16 protein-coding genes are annotated in these 15868 nt (G+C 70.4%); 9 read left to right on the top strand and 7 right to left on the bottom strand.

The features are described 5' to 3' along the window. Window positions 1–53: 53 nt before the first annotated feature. Window positions 54–545 (top strand): CinA family protein, encoded by a 492-nt coding sequence (locus tag ACSQ1L_RS02085; RefSeq protein WP_435991468.1) that lies wholly within the window; start codon window positions 54–56, stop codon window positions 543–545. Beyond that, on the top strand, window positions 542–772 hold the full coding sequence (locus tag ACSQ1L_RS02090) for a sulfurtransferase TusA family protein (protein WP_435991469.1): 231 nt from the start codon (window positions 542–544) through the stop codon (window positions 770–772). The genes ACSQ1L_RS02085 and ACSQ1L_RS02090 overlap by 4 nt, the downstream gene beginning before the upstream one ends. On the opposite strand, the gene ACSQ1L_RS02095 is transcribed toward ACSQ1L_RS02090, so the two are convergent. Next, window positions 735–1694, bottom strand: coding sequence for a YihY/virulence factor BrkB family protein (locus ACSQ1L_RS02095; protein WP_435991471.1), 960 nt, complete (start codon window positions 1692–1694; stop codon window positions 735–737). The genes ACSQ1L_RS02090 and ACSQ1L_RS02095 overlap by 38 nt on opposite strands. A 157-nt stretch (window positions 1695–1851) precedes the next feature. Here ACSQ1L_RS02095 and ACSQ1L_RS02100 point away from each other — a divergent pair, with 157 nt between their 5' ends. Genes ACSQ1L_RS02100 through ACSQ1L_RS02110 form a run of 3 tightly spaced genes read left to right on the top strand, consistent with a single transcriptional unit; the run spans window position 1852 to window position 4551 of the window. Continuing rightward, window positions 1852–3165 (top strand): diguanylate cyclase domain-containing protein, encoded by a 1314-nt coding sequence (locus ACSQ1L_RS02100; RefSeq protein WP_435991472.1) that lies wholly within the window; start codon window positions 1852–1854, stop codon window positions 3163–3165. 41 nt (window positions 3166–3206) lie between these two features. Then, complete coding sequence (locus ACSQ1L_RS02105) at window positions 3207–3803, top strand: ArsR/SmtB family transcription factor (protein WP_435991474.1); 597 nt, start codon at window positions 3207–3209, stop codon at window positions 3801–3803. 4 nt (window positions 3804–3807) lie between these two features. After that, entirely contained in the window at window positions 3808–4551 is a 744-nt protein-coding gene (locus ACSQ1L_RS02110; RefSeq protein WP_435991476.1) for an SRPBCC family protein, read from the top strand. A 4-nt stretch (window positions 4552–4555) separates the two neighbouring features. Here ACSQ1L_RS02110 and ACSQ1L_RS02115 read toward each other — a convergent pair whose 3' ends face one another. Genes ACSQ1L_RS02115 through ACSQ1L_RS02125 form a run of 3 tightly spaced genes read right to left on the bottom strand, consistent with a single transcriptional unit; the run spans window position 4556 to window position 8773 of the window. After that, a complete protein-coding gene (locus ACSQ1L_RS02115; protein WP_435991478.1) occupies window positions 4556–5044 on the bottom strand; it encodes an N-acetyltransferase family protein in 489 nt (162 codons plus the stop codon). Window position 5045: 1 nt separating this feature from the next. Then, on the bottom strand, window positions 5046–8501 hold the full coding sequence (gene mfd, locus ACSQ1L_RS02120; RefSeq protein WP_435991480.1) for a transcription-repair coupling factor: 3456 nt from the start codon (window positions 8499–8501) through the stop codon (window positions 5046–5048). Next, the gene (locus tag ACSQ1L_RS02125; RefSeq protein WP_435991482.1) at window positions 8501–8773 is read right to left on the bottom strand and encodes a succinate dehydrogenase assembly factor 2; all 273 of its coding nucleotides are present in this window, start codon (window positions 8771–8773) and stop codon (window positions 8501–8503) included. The genes mfd and ACSQ1L_RS02125 overlap by 1 nt, the downstream gene beginning before the upstream one ends. Window positions 8774–8921: 148 nt before the next feature. Between ACSQ1L_RS02125 and recG the strand changes: the two genes are divergently transcribed. From recG to ACSQ1L_RS02145, 4 genes are all read left to right on the top strand, one after another. Continuing rightward, on the top strand, window positions 8922–11009 hold the full coding sequence (gene recG, locus ACSQ1L_RS02130) for an ATP-dependent DNA helicase RecG (RefSeq protein ID WP_435991484.1): 2088 nt from the start codon (window positions 8922–8924) through the stop codon (window positions 11007–11009). A gap of 85 nt (window positions 11010–11094) precedes the next feature. Continuing rightward, on the top strand, window positions 11095–11415 hold the full coding sequence (locus tag ACSQ1L_RS02135) for an ArsR/SmtB family transcription factor (RefSeq protein WP_435991486.1): 321 nt from the start codon (window positions 11095–11097) through the stop codon (window positions 11413–11415). Further along, window positions 11412–11876, top strand: a complete 465-nt coding sequence (locus ACSQ1L_RS02140; protein WP_435991488.1) for an SRPBCC family protein — start codon at window positions 11412–11414, stop codon at window positions 11874–11876. The genes ACSQ1L_RS02135 and ACSQ1L_RS02140 overlap by 4 nt, the downstream gene beginning before the upstream one ends. A gap of 2 nt (window positions 11877–11878) precedes the next feature. Then, window positions 11879–12301, top strand: coding sequence for a GFA family protein (locus tag ACSQ1L_RS02145; RefSeq protein ID WP_435991490.1), 423 nt, complete (start codon window positions 11879–11881; stop codon window positions 12299–12301). On the opposite strand, the gene ACSQ1L_RS02150 is transcribed toward ACSQ1L_RS02145, so the two are convergent. Genes ACSQ1L_RS02150 through rfaE2 form a run of 3 tightly spaced genes read right to left on the bottom strand, consistent with a single transcriptional unit; the run spans window position 12298 to window position 15853 of the window. Further along, on the bottom strand, window positions 12298–13404 hold the full coding sequence (locus ACSQ1L_RS02150; protein ID WP_435991492.1) for a DUF3089 domain-containing protein: 1107 nt from the start codon (window positions 13402–13404) through the stop codon (window positions 12298–12300). The two genes, ACSQ1L_RS02145 and ACSQ1L_RS02150, sit on opposite strands and share 4 nt — an antisense overlap. Then, window positions 13401–14402, bottom strand: a complete 1002-nt coding sequence (gene rfaD, locus ACSQ1L_RS02155) for an ADP-glyceromanno-heptose 6-epimerase (protein ID WP_435991494.1) — start codon at window positions 14400–14402, stop codon at window positions 13401–13403. Before rfaD ends, ACSQ1L_RS02150 begins: the two co-directional genes overlap by 4 nt. Continuing rightward, the gene (rfaE2, locus tag ACSQ1L_RS02160; protein WP_435991496.1) at window positions 14399–15853 is read right to left on the bottom strand and encodes a D-glycero-beta-D-manno-heptose 1-phosphate adenylyltransferase; all 1455 of its coding nucleotides are present in this window, start codon (window positions 15851–15853) and stop codon (window positions 14399–14401) included. Before rfaE2 ends, rfaD begins: the two co-directional genes overlap by 4 nt. Between the last annotated feature and the right edge of the window lie 15 nt (window positions 15854–15868).

A 15868-nucleotide genomic window follows, 5' to 3' on the forward strand; every position in this document is an offset into this window, starting at 1 on the left:
GGCGCTTCGCGCACCCTGGACCGACTCGCCGCCGCTTCGGAAGGCCCCGTTTGATGTTTGCCGACGATATCGAGACCCTCGCCCGCGCCGTCGTGGAGACCGCCGCATCGCGCGGCCTGACGATCGCCACGGCCGAGAGTTGCACCGGCGGCCTGGTATCCGGGGCCCTGACCGCCATCGCGGGCTCCTCGGCGGTCGTCGAGCGCGGCTTCGTCACCTACTCCAACGCCGCTAAGGTCGATCTGCTGGGCGTGCCGATGGAGCTGATCGAACGCCATGGCGCGGTCTCCGAACCGGTCGCCCGCGCCATGGCGCAAGGCGTCCTCGCCCGCTCGCCGGCGCGGCTTTCCGTGGCCGTGACCGGAATCGCCGGCCCGGGCGGGGGTTCGGCCGACAAGCCGGTCGGACTGGTGCATTTCGCGGCGGCGGGTCCCGCCGGCCTGATCCACGTCGAGCGCCGTTTCGGCGACATCGGCCGCGAGGCCGTCAGGGCGGACAGCGTCCGCGTCGCGCTCGAGTTGCTGCTGGACCGGATCGGCGCATGATCGTCGACGCCCGCGGCCACCGCTGCCCGACCCCCAGCCTCAAACTGCAGAAGGCCATGCGCGACGCCGCCCCCGGCGCGCGCCTGACCTTGCTCGCCACCGATCCGATGGCCCGGATCGACGTGCCGCATCTGATGGCGGGGATCGGCGGCCGGGTGATCTCGATCATCGAGACCGACGGCGTCCTGGCTATCGACGTCGAGACGCCCGTCGCTCCGACAGACTGACCACGGACTCCGGCAGCGGATCGGCCGGCTCCAGCTCGGGCGCGCCCCTCGACCGCTGGACGATCTCCATCTCGGTCGCGAAGGCCCCGCCGTAGAAGATGGCGTTGACGTTCCACGACAGCCAGATCAGCAGCACGACGATCGCGCCGACCGAGCCGTAGGTCGCGCCCAACGGGGCGATCTGCTCGACATAGATGGCGCACAGCCAGGACGAGATGGTCGACATCACCGTCGCCACCACGCCGCCGACGATGGCGGGAAACCACTCGACCCGGTCCCGGTGCGACATGGCGTAGCGGTAGAGCATGGTCAGCCCCACCCCCAGCCCGAGGGCCGGCCAGAGGCCGACCAGCGCCACCTCCTGGCCGACGCCGCCGGGTGCGGCGCCGGGTCCGGCATGCTCCAGCAGCCGCGAGGTCACGACGGCGCCCGACACGACGGTGAACAGGGCGAAGGCGAACAGCGCCACGAAGAAGGCCAGCAGGTTGAACTTGAGGAAGCCGTGCGGCTCCGTCTCGTCATGGATCAGGTTAAGTCCGGCCAGTAGGGCCTTGAATCCCCGATGCGCCGCGTATCCGCCGATGATCAGGGCGAAGGCGCTCTGGGCGGACACGGTCCGCGCCGATGCGTGGGCCAGCCGGTCGATCTCGGTCATGAAGATGGCGCGCGCCGCGTGCGGCATGACGTCGGCCAGGGCCGCCGCCTGCTCGCTGACCTGGCCGATCGACAGCACCGCCTTGTAGAAGCCGATCAGGATCGCGATCGCGGGGAACACCGCCAGCAGGGCGAAGAACGACACGCCGCCCGTGTAGAGCATGACGTCCCGGCCCCAGCTGCGCGCGAACGCCTTGACCGCCAGACGCCCCCACAGCGCGGGCGTCGCCCAACGCACGGCTTCCTTGATATCCGCCCTGGCCTGCAAACTGATACCCTGTCCCGCCCCCGATGCCGCTTTCCTTTAACCTAATTCGACGATGGGGAAAGGACGGCCCGCCAGGTTGCCTCGCCAAGGCGACCCTCGCTATGGTCCGCCCGCTTGAGAGCGCAGCCCGGGTGGGGGGCTGCTGGAGACACCGCCTTTGACTTCCGATCCGCGTATTCTGGTCGTCGCCCCCGATGACGACCTGATCGGCTCCCTGTGCCAGGGACTGGATGCGCTGGGCTGGCGCACGGTCACCGCCCGGTCGCTGGCCGGCGCCGTGCAGGTCCTGATCGACTGGCCGCTCGAGACCGTGATCCTGGACACGCGGATCCCGGATGCGGCCGATGGCGTCACCGCCCTGCGTCAGACCGTCTCGCCACGCTGCCTCCCGGTCATGGCCATCGGCCCCGAAGCGGTGGATTGGCCCCCCGGAGTCGCCGACATCGCCATGTCGAGCCCGCCACACGCCGCCCAGGCGGCCCTCCGGCTCGAGAACCTCGTCCGCTCGGCCATCGCCGAGGAGGAGGTGAGCCTGCGCGAGGCCACCTTCGCCGCCCGGGGCGAGCCCCTGCCGCTCGCCGACGCCGACCTAAGTCCCCTGCGGGTGCTGGCCGCCGGCAAGCCCGACCGCCACTTCCTGGCCCTGTCCAACGCCCTGGTCGCCCACGGCTGCGAGGTGGTGGCCGCGCCGACGCCCTACACCGCCTTCGACTACCTGCATGAGCGGCCGTTCGACGCCGCCGTGCTGTGGGGGGCGGAGGACCACGCCCCGGCCCTGTCGATCGCCTCGGGCATGAAGCGGAACACCCGCCTCTATCACATCCCCGCGGTGCTCTATCTGCGGGGGTCCGGCGAGATAAACCTGTCGGAGCTCTACAACCGCGGCTTCGCGGACGTCGCCGCCGCCGATACGCCGGAAGACGAGACCGCCGAGCGGATCGTCGCCCTGGCCCGGCACCACCGGCGCCATGTCGCCGTCCGGCGGGCGCTGGAAAGCGCGCGGGGATCCGGCCTGACCGATCCCGCCACCGGCCTGTTCACGCCCGAACTGTTCGCCAGCCACCTCGCCCGGATCGCCGAGGGCGCGCGCCTGCGACGGCGTCCCCTGTCGGTCGTCGTCCTCCGGGTCTCGGAAACCCCGGCCGTGACGGAGGCCCGCAAGGACGGCTGGCTCGACCGCGCCCTGCCCCAGATCGGGGCCATGGTTTCTCGCCTGATCCGCACGGAGGACACGGCCGCCCGGCTGTCGCCCGACGTCTTCGCCCTCGCCCTGCCCGCCACACGGGGTCCGTCCGCGCGGATCGCCGCCGACCGCATCGCCGCCGTCATCGGCTGCACCGCCTTCGACGCCGGCCCCGACCGCTCGCCCTTCGTCGTCGAGTTCGAGGTGGGCGTGGCCGAGGTCGCGCCCGGAGAACCGCCCGCCGCCGTGCTCGAGCGTGCGTCGAAGGACGTCGGCTCGCGCGCCTAGTCGATTTGACAACTATATTTGTCTAATGCAGGTTTGGAGCCATGACGGCCCGACCCTCAGCCCTGCTTGACGATCTCGACACCGCCCTGCTGGCGCTGGCGCCCATCCGTCGCCGCATCCTGAACGCCCTCGGAGAACCGGCTTCGGCGGCGGGACTGGCCGAACGGCTCGATATGCCGCGCCAGAAGATCGGCTATCATCTACGCGCCCTCGAGGCCGCCGGTCTGGTCCAGCCCGCGGGCGAGCGACGCAAACGCGGCTTCACCGAACGCCTGTTCGTCGCCGCCCGGGATTATGTCCTCGACCCGGCCCTGATGCAGGCTCCGCCCGATCCGGATGCGATCGAGGCCCAGGACCGCCACGCCGCCGACCACCTGATCTCGACCGCCTCGACCATCGTCCGCGACGTCGCGCGGATGCGCCAGGACGCCGCCGCCGAAGGATCGCGCCTGCTGACCCTGACGGTCGAGGCCGACGTGAGCTTCGCCACGCCGACGGATTTCGACGCCTTCACCGAAGAGGTCAGCGCCGCCGTCACCGCGCTGGCCCGCAGATACGCCGCGCCGTCGGGACGCCGCTACCGCCTCACCGCAGCCGCCCATCCGGCGGTTCGCAAGCCCTTGCCTGCCAGGAACTGAACCCATGACCGAAGCCGCCAAGCCCATGGAAGATCACGTCCTCGTCGAGGTCACCGTCCCCGCCTCCGCCGACGCGGTCTGGGCCGCCCTGCGCGATCCCCAGCAGATCAGGAACTGGTTCGGCTGGGAGACCGACGGCCTGAAGGACGAGATCGACTTCATCTTCATCACCCACGCCGAGGCCGACGAGGCCAGCCGCACCGTCACCTTCGTCGGCGTCAACGACCGCTACGAGGTCGAGGCGCGGGGCGACCACACCCTCGTCCGCGTGGTCCGCTCAGCCCCCGCCGGCGAGTGGACCGATGTCTTCGACGGCATGGTCGAAGGCTGGATTTCCTTCACGCATCAGTTGGCCTTCGCCTTCGCCCGCCACCCCGGCCAGACGCGCCGCACGCTGTTCTTCTCGGGTCCGCCGCACGCCGATCGCTTGGGCCGGTCGCTGCTGGGCCTCGACGCCGCCCCGGCCCCGGGCGAGCCGTGGTCGACGCCGCTCGGACCCGACGCGGACGCCTCCGGCCAGGTCTGGTTCACCGCGCGCCATCAGATCGGCGTGACCGTCGATGGCTGGGGCGACGGCCTGCTGGTGGTGGTGGACAGCCCGCCCAGGGAGGACAAGCGCCCGCGCGGCTCGACCATGCTGACCCTGACCACCTACGGCCTGTCCGACGCGGCCTTCGCCGATCTGGAAGCCCGCTGGAAGGGCTGGTGGGACGCCCGCTTCGACAACGCCGAGCCGCACGCGAGCTAGGCCGTCAGAGCCGCCGGTGCATGATGTGCAGGCCGACCAGTCCCTCGCGGGGGTGGTCGAACGCCTCGGGCGTCGTGCCGATGATCTTGAAGCCCAGCGACTGCCACAGGCGGACGGCGGAACGATTGGCCTCGACGACGGCGTTGAACTGCATGGCGCGGTAGCCGTCGGCCGTCGCGCGGGCGATCACGGCCTCGCCGAGCGCCCGGCCCAGGCCCTGCCCCCGCGCCTCCGTCGCGACCATGAAGCTGGCCGTGGCCACATGCGCGCCGGGCCCCATGTGGTTCGGGCCGGTCTTGGCGGTCCCGAGCACGCGGCCGCCCTCATCGACCGCCACCAGCGTCACCCCCGGCGGCGGCTGCATCCACAGGGTCCGTCCGAATGTCGGGTCCATGTCGCGCGGATAGGTATAGGTCTCGCCCGCGCGCACGACGGCTTCCACGATCGGCCAGATCGCCGGCCAGTCGGCCTCCGTCGCCTCCCGTATCTCCATCTCAGCCCGCTCCCGCCACCCGCGCCAGGTCGGCGGTGATGCGTTCGGCGACCTTCAACCGGTCCTCGGGCGTGTCCCAGTCGCCCTTGACCACGATCTTCTGGTCCGGCCGGATCTTCCAGAAGGCGTGGTTCTTCTGGATCAGTCCGACCAGCCCCATCGGATTGGGGAACTCGTTGTTGCGCAGGGTCAGCACGGCCCCCTTGGGCCCGATGTCGATGCGCTCGATGCAGGCGGTCTTGCAGTTGGCCTTGATCCCGACGATGCGCAGCAGCTGTTTGGCCTCGTCCGGCAGCGGCCCGAACCGGTCGATCAGCTCGGCGGCCAGCGCTTCCCGCGTCTCCGAATTCTCGGCGTCCGACAGGCGGCGATACAGGCTCAGCCGCACGTTCAGGTCGGGCACATACTCTTCGGGAATCAGCACCGCCGCCCCGACGTTGATGGCCGGCGACCAGCCGCGGTCGACCGTTCCGCCGCCCTCCCCCGCCTGACGCAACTCGGCCACCGCGTCCTCCAGCATCTGCTGGTACAGTTCGACCCCGACCTCGCGGATATGGCCCGACTGCTCGTCGCCCAGCAGGTTGCCGCCGCCGCGCTGGTCGAGGTCGTGGCTGGCCAGCTGGAATCCGGCGCCGAGGTTGTCCAGCGACTGCAAGACCTGTAGCCGCCGCTCCGACGACAGGCTCATCGGCTTGTTCGGCGGCGTGGTCAGATAGGCGAAGGCGCGCGCCTTGGCCCGCCCGATGCGGCCGCGAATCTGGTGCAGCTGCGCCAGGCCGAACATGTCGGCCTTGTGCACGATCAGGGTGTTGGCCGTCGGCACGTCCAGCCCGCTCTCGACGATGGTGGTCGACAGCAGCAGGTCGTAGCTGCCGTCGTAGAAGGCGCTCATCACGTCTTCCAGCTGGGTCGGCGACATCTGGCCGTGGCCGACCACGAACTTGATCTCCGGGACCTTCTCGCGAAGGAACTGCTCGATGTCCGGCAGGTCCGACAGGCGCGGCACGACATAGTAGGCCTGTCCGCCGCGGTATTTCTCGCGCAGCAGGGCCTCGCGCACCAGCACCGGGTCCCACGGCGTCACATAGGTCCGCACCGCCAGTCGGTCGACCGGCGGGGTGGCGATGATCGACATCTCGCGGATGCCCGACAGCGCCATCTGCAGCGTCCGCGGGATCGGCGTGGCGGTCAGGGTCAGCAGGTGCACGTCGGCCCGGAGGCTCTTGAGCTTCTCCTTGTGCTTGACCCCGAAGTGCTGCTCCTCGTCGACGATCACCAGGCCGAGGTCCTTGAACCCGACCTGTTCGCTGAGCACCGCATGGGTGCCGACGACGATCTCGAACGAGCCGTCCTTCAGCCCCGCGCGGGTCTCCGCCGCGTCCTTCGCCGTCACCATCCGCGACAGGTGCCGCACCTTGATCGGCCAGCCGGCGAAGCGCTCGCTGAAGGTCTTGAAATGCTGCCGCGCCAGCAGGGTCGTCGGGCAGACGACGGCCACCTGCTGGCCGGTCATGGCCACCACGAAGGCCGCCCGCAGCGCCACCTCTGTCTTGCCGAAGCCGACATCGCCGCAGATCAGCCGGTCCATCGGCGTGCCCTTGCCGAGGTCCTCCAGCACGTCGCCGATGGCGGCCAGCTGGTCGTCGGTCTCCTCATAGGGGAAGCGGGCGCAGAATTCGTCGAACAGCCCTTGCGGCGGCGTGATCGCGTCCGAGGTCCGCAGCGACCGCTTGGCCGCCAGGGCGATCAGCCCCTCGGCCATGTCGCGCAGCCGGGCCTTGGCCTTGGCCTTGCGGGCCTGCCAGCCGGCACCGCCCAGCCGGTCCAGCTGCACCCCGTCGGCGTCCGTGCCGTAGCGGGTCAGCAGGTCGATGTTCTCGACCGGCAGATACAGCTTCGACTCGCCGGCGTAGAGCAGTTCGAGGCAGTCGTGCGGGGCCTCCTGGATCTCCAGCGTCTTCAGCCCCTCGTAGCGGCCGATGCCGTGGTCGAGGTGGACCACCAGGTCGCCGGTGGTCAGGGCCGAGGCCTCGGCCAGGAAGTTCGACGCCCGCCGCTTCTTCTTCGGCCGCGCCAGCCGGTCGCCGAGCATGTCGGTCTCGGAGATGACGGCGATGTCCGCCGTCTCGAACCCGTGCTCGACCGGCAGAACGCCGCGCAGATAGATGTCCTTCGGCGCCTTCTGGACATCCGCCCAGTCGCGCACGGCGACCACATGCTCCAGCCCGTGGTCGGCCAGCATCGAGGCCAGCCGTTCAGACGAGCCCTCGGTCCACGAGGCGAAAAGCACCCGTTTGCCGGCCGCCTTCACCGCCTCGGCGTGCCGCGCCACCGCCTCGAACAGGTTGACGCTGTCCTGCGCCCGTTCGGCCGCGAAGCTGCGCCCCAGCCGCCCGCCCGCATCTTCTCCGGGTCCGCTGAACGGCGACAGCCGCCGCACCCAGCGGCCCGCCAAGGCGTTGTTCCAGTCGCTCTCCGGCAGATACAGCCGCTCCGGCGGCAAGGCCCGGTACGCCGCCCCGCCCTTGCCCATGGCCGCATCGCGCCGGGCGTCATAGGCGTCCTTCGTCAGTGTCCAGCGCTCGGCCCGCGCCGCCTCGACCTGGTTGTCGAGGAACAGCCGCGCGTCGTCGGGCAGGTAGTCGAACAGCGTCTCCAGCCGCGCGTAGAGCAGCGGCAGCCAGTGCTCCATGCCCTGCCGCCGCGCGCCCTCGCTGATGGCCGAATACAGGGCGTCCTCCCCCGGCGCGCCGAACAGCTCCAGATAGCCGGTGCGGAAGCGCGAGATGCTGTCCGGATCCAGCAGGGCCTCCGACACCGGCGCCAGCGAGACGTCGCGCAGCTGCCCCGTCGACCTCTGGGTGGCCGGGTCGAAGGTGCGGATCGACTCCAGCTCCGAGCCGAACATGTCCAGCCGCACTGGCTCCTCGAAGCCGGGCGGGAAGACGTCGATCACCCCGCCGCGCACCGCGAACTCGCCGCGCTCCGATACGGTCGAGGCGCGCATATAGCCGTTGGCGGCGAAATACCGCTCCAGCGCCGCCGTATCGAGGTCGAGCCCGACCGTGGTCGCGAACCCGGCTCCGCAGGTCACCTCGCGCGGCGGCGTCCGCTGCATCGCCGCGCCGACCGTCGTCACCACCAGCAGCGGACGTCTGTCACCGGGTTCGCGCTGCGCCAGCCGGGTCAGGGCGGCCATCCGCTCGGCCGACACCGATGAGGTCGGACTCAGCCGGTCGTAGGGCAGGCAGTCCCATGCCGGAAACTCAACCACTTCAATGTCATTGGCGAAGAAGCGGAAGGCTTGCACGAACTCGCCCATGCGGGCGTAGTCGCGGGCCACGAAGGCGCCCACGCCGCCGTCGGCGCGCAACCGCCCGGCCACGGTCAGGGCGTCCAGCCCCTCCGGCGCGCCACCCAATTCCTGATCGGTGCGTTTCGGCGTGACGGCGTCCATCAGCCGGCTCCCTCGGCCACCGCCGCGGCGACGTGCTCGCGCATGAAGCCCCGGATCTTCGCCATCACCGGCGTGTCGTGCTCGGCCGGCGTCGGCTCGCTGCCGATGATCCAGGCGTAGAGTTGGTGGTCGTCATCCTGCGCCAGCAGAGCCTCCAGGGAATTCAGTTCCGTTTCGTCCAGCGTCGGTCCGACCCGGTCCACGAACGGGCCGAGCACCAGGTCGGCCTCGCGGAAGCCGCGCCGCCACGCCCGGAAGGCGATGCGGCCCAATCTCTCTTTCAGGCGTGCGTCGATATCGGCCACAAGCTTCCTTGCCCGGTCGGTTCGGGTCGACCGCCGGCCCCGACGGGGCGGCCCTCGACAATGAGTGCGGTCAGATAGCGTTCCAGACGCGCTTTCGCCAGCTATGCTGTCGCCGATGCGGCCGCCGAGTCTCTTTCCCCTGTTCGCCGAGGTCTCCACCCTGAAAGGCGTGGGGCCGAAAATCCTGCCGCTCGTCCAGAAGCTGGCCGGACCGCTGGTTCGCGACCTGCTGTTCCTGTCGCCCTCCGGCCTGATCGTGCGCCGGCCCATGACCGCCACGACCGCCGTCGAGGGCCAGGTCGGAATCTTCGAGGTCGTCGTCGACCGCCTGATCGTCCCCGGCAAGCCCGGCGCGCCGATCAAGGTCCGCGCCTCCGACGCCGACGGCTTCGTGCATCTGATCTGGTTCGGCGGCTCGGCCCAGCACATCGACCGCCTGCTGCCGAAGGGCGAGCGCCGGCTGGTCTCCGGCAAGGTCGAGCGCTTCAACAATGAGGTCCAGATCGTCCACCCCGACGTCTTCACCCTGGCCCAGGCCGACGACATCGCCGCCGTCGAGCCGGTTTATCCGGCCACCGCCGGCCTGACCTCCCGCGTGATCCGCAAACTGGTGCAGGGCGCGCTCGAGCACGCGCCCGAGCTTCCCGAGTGGCAGGACCCGGCCTGGTTGGCCAAACGGCGCTGGCCCGGCTGGCGGGCGGCCCTCGGCGCCCTGCACGCCCCCGCCGTTGAGCCCGACCTCCTGCCCGACACCCCGGTCCGCCAGCGACTGGCCTACGATGAACTGCTGGCCCACCAGATGGCCCTCGCCCGCCGTCGCCGGGCCCGCCAGATCACTCCCGCCCCGGTCGTCACGCCCGGCGAGCCTTCGGAAAGGGTGCTCGCCACCCTGCCCTTCGACCTGACCGGCGCCCAGGTCCAGGCCATCGCCGAGATCCGCCGCGACCTTGCTTCGGGCGAACAGATGGGGCGGCTGCTGCAGGGCGACGTCGGCTCCGGCAAGACCGCCGTGGCCGCCCTGGCCCTCGCCGACGCCGCCGCCTCCGGCTTCCAGTCGGCCCTGATGGCCCCGACGGAAATCCTCGCCCGCCAGCACTGGCAGCGACTGGCCCCGATGCTGGAAGCCGCCGGCGTGCCCACCGTCCTCCTCACCGGCCGCGACACCCCGGCCGAGCGGCGCGTCCGGCTGGCCGCTCTGGCTTCCGGCGAGGCCAAGGTCGCCATCGGCACCCACGCCCTGTTCCAGGACGCGGTCCGCTTCGACCGGCTGGCGCTGGCCGTGATCGACGAGCAGCACCGTTTCGGGGTCAACGAGCGCCAGCGGCTGCAGGCCAAGGGCGACCCGCGCACCGGCGGCGTCCACCTGCTGACCATGTCGGCCACGCCGATCCCGCGCACGCTGGAACTGACCCAGTACGGCGAGCTGGAGGTGTCGCGCCTGACCGAAAAGCCGCCCGGCCGCACCCCGGTGACCACGGCCGTCCTCCCGCTGGCCCGCATCGGCGAGGTGGCCAAGCGGCTCAAGGCCGCCCTCGACAGCGGCGCCCAGGCCTACTGGATCTGCCCGCTGGTGGCCGAGAGCGAAGCCACCGACCTCGCCGCCGCCGAGGCCCGCGCCACGGACCTGCGCCGCATCATGGGCGTCGAGGTCGGCCTCGCCCACGGCCAGATGGCCGGCGCCGAGCGCGAGGCGGTGATGGCCGAGTTCGCCGACGGCCGCCTGCCCCTGCTGGTCGCCACGACCGTGGTCGAGGTCGGCGTCGACGTGCCCAACGCCTCGATCATGGTCATCGAACACGCCGACCGCTTCGGCCTGGCCCAACTTCACCAGCTGCGCGGCCGGGTCGGGCGCGGGACCGCCGCCAGCACCTGCCTGCTGCTCTACGGCGGCGGCGACGACGGCCTTGGCGAGACGGCCCGCGTTCGGCTCGAGACCCTGCGCCGCACAGAGGACGGCTTCGAGATCGCCGAGGAGGATTTCCGCCTGCGCGGCGGCGGCGATCCCCTGGGCTTGAAGCAGAGCGGCTTCCCCGCCTACCGGTTCGCCGACCCCATCCGCCACCGCGAGTTGCTGCTCGCCGCCGCCGACGACGCCCGTCTGGTGCTCGGCCGCGATCCGGACCTGACCTCGCCCCGCGGCGAGGCGATCAGAGTGCTCGAGGCCCTGTTCGACTGGCGCAACGACCGGCCGGGCATCGACTAGGTTTCCTCAGGCTCTGCCGAGGATGACGGGGGTTTGACATGCAGTCATTTGCCTGCCTATTGTCTCCTCACACCGAGTGAGACCGATGCACGACGACAAGGTTTTCAAGGCGCTGGCCGACCCGACCCGCAGAAAGCTGCTCGATCTTCTCTGTGAGAAGAACGGCCAGACGCTCGGCCAGCTCTGCGAAAACCTCGACATGGCCCGCCAGTCCGCCACCCAGCACCTCGAGCTCCTCGAGGCCGCCAATCTGGTGAGCACGGTCCGGCGGGGCCGGGAGAAGCTTCACTTCATCAACCCCGTCCCGATCCATGAAGTCTACGAGCGCTGGGTGCGGAAGTTCGAAACGCAGCGGCTCAGCCTGCTGCACGACCTCAAACAGGACCTCGAAGGAGACCCGAAATGACGCGCGAAACCATCAGCTTCGTCTATGTGACCTACATCGCCTCCACCGCCGAAAAGGTCTTCGAGGCCATCACCAGACCCGAGCTGGCCCGCCGCTACTGGGGCCACGAGAATGTCTCCGACTGGAAGCCCGGGTCGAAGTGGGAGCACGTCCGCGCCAATGACGAACGGACCGTCGAACTCGTCGGCGAGGTCGTCGAGACGTCGCCGCCCACCCGCCTCGTCATCACCTGGGCCAACGCCTCCCAGGCCGCCGATCCGGACGCCTACAGCCGGGTGACGTTCGACATCGAACCCTATGACGACATGGTCCGGCTCACCGTCAGCCATGACGAACTCCAGGCCGGCAGCGGGATGGCCAACGGCGTCCAGAAGGGCTGGCCGGTCGTTCTCTCCAGCCTGAAATCCTTCCTCGAGACCGGCCGCGGCCTCGACGTCTTCGCCAAGCCGAAGGCGGCCTGACCATGGCCGGCCCCTGGACCGGCGGGTGCGCCTGCGGCGCCATCCGTTATGAGACGTCCGCCGAACCGGTGTTCCAGAACCTCTGCCAATGCCTCGACTGCCAGAAGCGCAGCGGCGCGGGGCACGGGTCCTGGCTGACCTTCCCCCGCCGCGCCGATATGGCGATAACCGGCGAAGCCAGCACCTGGCGGGTTGCGGCCGACAACGGCAACGAGAAGCTTCACGCCTTCTGTCCGACGTGCGGCACGCCCGTCCATCTGGCGTTCTCGTTCATGCCGGACATGATCGCGGTGCCCGCCGCCAGCCTCGACGATCCCGGCCGGTTCAGGCCGCAGGCGGTGACGTTCGGCGTCCGCGCCCATGCGTGGGACAGGCTGGATCCCACGCTGCCGAAATACGAACGAATGCCGGATAGCCCCGGTTAGGCGGCGCGTCGCCCCTGCCAGGCCGCCAGTCGCGCTTTGGCGTCCGCTTCAATATCGCCATAGAAAAGATTGTATGGGCGCGACTTTCTACGATCGGCCCAGCTGCCGGACTGGCGGAATGACTCCCGATCGGGTTCGCTGTAGCGCAGCAGGCCGTCGCGGCACTGGGTGGCGATCTCGCGCGCCAGGAGGGCTGGATGGGTCCCCCATTCCAGCCCTGTGGCGTTGGTCGCGCCGCGGTTCTGTCGCGCGGCCACCGGCGCGGTCGAGGTCGATCCCGTCACCGGGTTGACGCACAGCGCCTCGCGGTCTCCGAGCTCGACCAGCCGCCCACGCTCGTTCCAGACCAGCGCCCGCCTCAGCCGTCGTCGCGCCGCCCCGTCATTGCCCTCGCTGACCGGCGAAAAGCCGACCACGCAGCCCGTTTGCTCGCGCCGCTCGCACGCCGGAACCAGCGGCGACAGCCCGTCGGCCGGAACCACCACGTCCATCAGATAGGCCGCCACCAGCCGTTGGCGCAGCGCCGGATCGGGCGCCACCCGCTCGCGCAGCAGCCGTTCGACCAGTTCGCCGCCCTGCTCCACCCCCGCCAGCACGATCGGCCCGTCCGGATGGCGCTCAATCCAGGCCTCGAACGCCGCGACGACGTCCCGCCAGGCGAAGGCCCGGGCTTCCCGCGCATCGTCGCGCAGCGTCAGCCGGGTATACAGGCTGCCCTGCCGGTAGCGCGGCGCGCTGACCGGCCCCAGCACGGCGAACGGCCCCGCATAGTTGGGCAGCACCACCCGCCGCAGCCAGGCGTCCGCCTCCGGATGGCCGATCGGCCCGTTCCAGTGGCGTCCGCCGTCATAGGTGGTCGAATGCACGAAGAAGACGGCCGCCGGTCCGGACTCCGTGGCGCGGGCGTCGCGCAACGCCCAGGCGTCCGGCCGTCCGTAATCGGGCGCCGGCGGCGGCTGATAGGTCTGGAACGGCACCTGCGGGTCCAGCCCGGCCCGGAGGATGTCGCCGCGCCACACCGCCGAGGCCGCCGTCAGCAGGAAGACCAGCGCGAAGCCGATCCAGCCGACCCACTGCCGGAAGGTCAGCCTCGGCCCCTTCATCGATACGGGTCCGCCGTGGCCAGGAAGTCCTGCACATAGCGCCGGACGCCTTCTTCCAGCGGCGTCGACTGCCCCTCGAACCCGGCGGCGCGCACCCGCTCCATGCGGGCCTCGGTGAAATACTGGTACTTGTCGCGGATGCTCTCGGGCGTATCGACGTATTCGATCCGCGGCGTCTTGCCGGCCGCCGCGAAGGTGGCGTTGGCGAGATCGAGGAACGATCGCGCCTGCCCCGATCCGGCGTTGAACACCCCCGACACCGCCGGCGTCTCCAGCAGCCAGTCGATGATGTCCACCACGTCGTCGACGAACACGAAGTCGCGCATCTGGCCCCCGTCGGCGTAGGCCGGGTTGTGCGAGCGGAACAGGGTCACCGGCTCGTCGGCCGCGACCTTGGGCCAGATCTGCGCCACAACCGATTTCATGCCGCCCTTGTGGCCCTCGTTCGGGCCATAGACGTTGAAGAATTTCAGTCCCGCCCACTGGCTCGGAGACTGGCCCCGGTCCGACTGCCGCGCCGCGTACTGGTCGAACAGCATCTTCGAATAGCCGTAGGCGTTCAGCGGCCGAAGCGAGGCCAGCGCCTCAAGGCTGTCGTCGTCGTCGAAGCCCTGTTCCCCGTCGCCATAGGTGGCCGCCGACGAGGCGTAGATCATCCGCGCGTCCCGCAGCGCGCACCAGTCCCAGATGTCGCGCGACAGGGTGAAATTGGTCCTCAGGATCAGGTCGGCGTCCGCCTCCGTGGTCGAGGAGATCGCCCCCATGTGCACCACGGCGTCGACCTGTTCGGCGTGCCGCTCCAGCTGTTCGAACAACTCCTCGGGCTGCCAGAAGTCGGCGATCGGGTGTTTGGCGATATTCTTCCACTTGCCGAGGGCGGCGTCCTCCAGCCGGTCGCAGACGACCACGTCCGCCTGGTCCCGGGCGCACAGCCGCGCCACGATGTTCGATCCGATGAAGCCGGCCCCGCCGGTGACCACGATCATCCGCCGGCTCATCCCTGATCCTTCATCTTCTCGATCGTCCGCGAGGTGGAGAAGCCGTCCTCGAACGTCGCCAGTCTGACCTCCCCGCCCCAGCTCTCGACCAGGTCGCCGCCGACCACACCCTCGCGGGTGTAGTCCGCCCCCTTGATCAGCACGTCGGGCCGCAGCCGTTCGATCAAGGCCAGCGGCGTCGGCTCGTCGAACGAGGTCACCCGGTCGACGCTCTGCAGCCCGCCGATGACCACGGCCCGGCTGTCGAGGTCGTTGATCGGCCGTCCCTCGCCCTTGAGCCGCCGGACCGAGGCGTCGGTGTTCAAGGCCACCACCAGCCGGTCGCACCACGACCGCGCTTGCGCCAGATACGCGACATGCCCCCGATGCAGGATGTCGAAACAGCCGTTGGTGAAGCCGACCTTCAGCCCCTGCCGCTTCCAGCCCTCGACCACATGGGACAGCTCGTCCAGCGGCATCACCTTGGCGTGGGCCCCGGCCGCGTGCTGGCTCATCTCGGCGTCGATCAGCTCGGCCGGCGTGACCACGGCCGTGCCCGCCTTGCCGACCACCACGCCCGAGGCGAGGATGGCGAACTCCACCGCCGTCTCCAGCGACGCGCCGGCGCCCAGCGCCAGCCCCAGCGCCGCCAGCCCGGTGTCGCCGGCGCCCGAGACATCGAACACCTCGCGCGCCCGGCCGGGGAAATGTTTCGCCGCCTCTGCGCGCCGCATCAGGCTCATGCCCTTGCCGGCCCGGGTCACCACGATCGCCTTCGCGGTCGTCGTCCGCAGCAGCGCGCCCAGCGCCGTCTCGACCTCCTCGTCGGTGTCCACTGGCAAGCCCGTGGCGGCCGCCAGTTCGCTGGCGTTGGGCTTGATGAGGTCGACCGCGCCGTAACGGGCGAAGTCGCGGCCCTTGGGATCGACGATTACAGGCGCGCCGCTCTCCAGCGCCGCCGTCAGCGCCTGGCTGATCACCAGATCGCTGACCACGCCCTTTGCGTAGTCTGACAATAAATACACCGAGGCGTCGGTAAAGGCGGCGGTTTCCGTCGCCATTAAGGCCGTCGCTTCCTCGTCAAGCCGCAACAGCTGCTGGCCGGCGGCGACGAACCGCGTCTTGACGATCGTCTCCACGCCCGACCGGCGCTCGACCGCGTCTTCCACGCCCGCCTCGGCCGCGATCAGGGCCGCCAGCTCGTCCCCGGCCGCGTCCTGACCGGCCACGGCGCCCAGCCGCGCCACGCCGCCCAGCGCCGCGACGTTGCGCGCCACATTGCCGACCCCGCCGGGCATGGCCGTCCGGCGCTTCGTCTTCAGCACGGGAATGGGAGCCTCGGGCGAGATCCGGCTGACCTCGCCATAGACATAGCGGTCCAGCATCAGGTCGCCGACGCAGGCCACCTTCAGCCCGCGCACGCGCTCCAGCAGGGCCTGCAGTCCGCCGAGGTCGAGAGTCCGTTCAGCCATGACCATGGCCTAACG

Origin of the sequence: Brevundimonas sp. LjRoot202 (assembly GCF_964253355.1) — a bacterium.
GTDB lineage: Bacteria > Pseudomonadota > Alphaproteobacteria > Caulobacterales > Caulobacteraceae > Brevundimonas.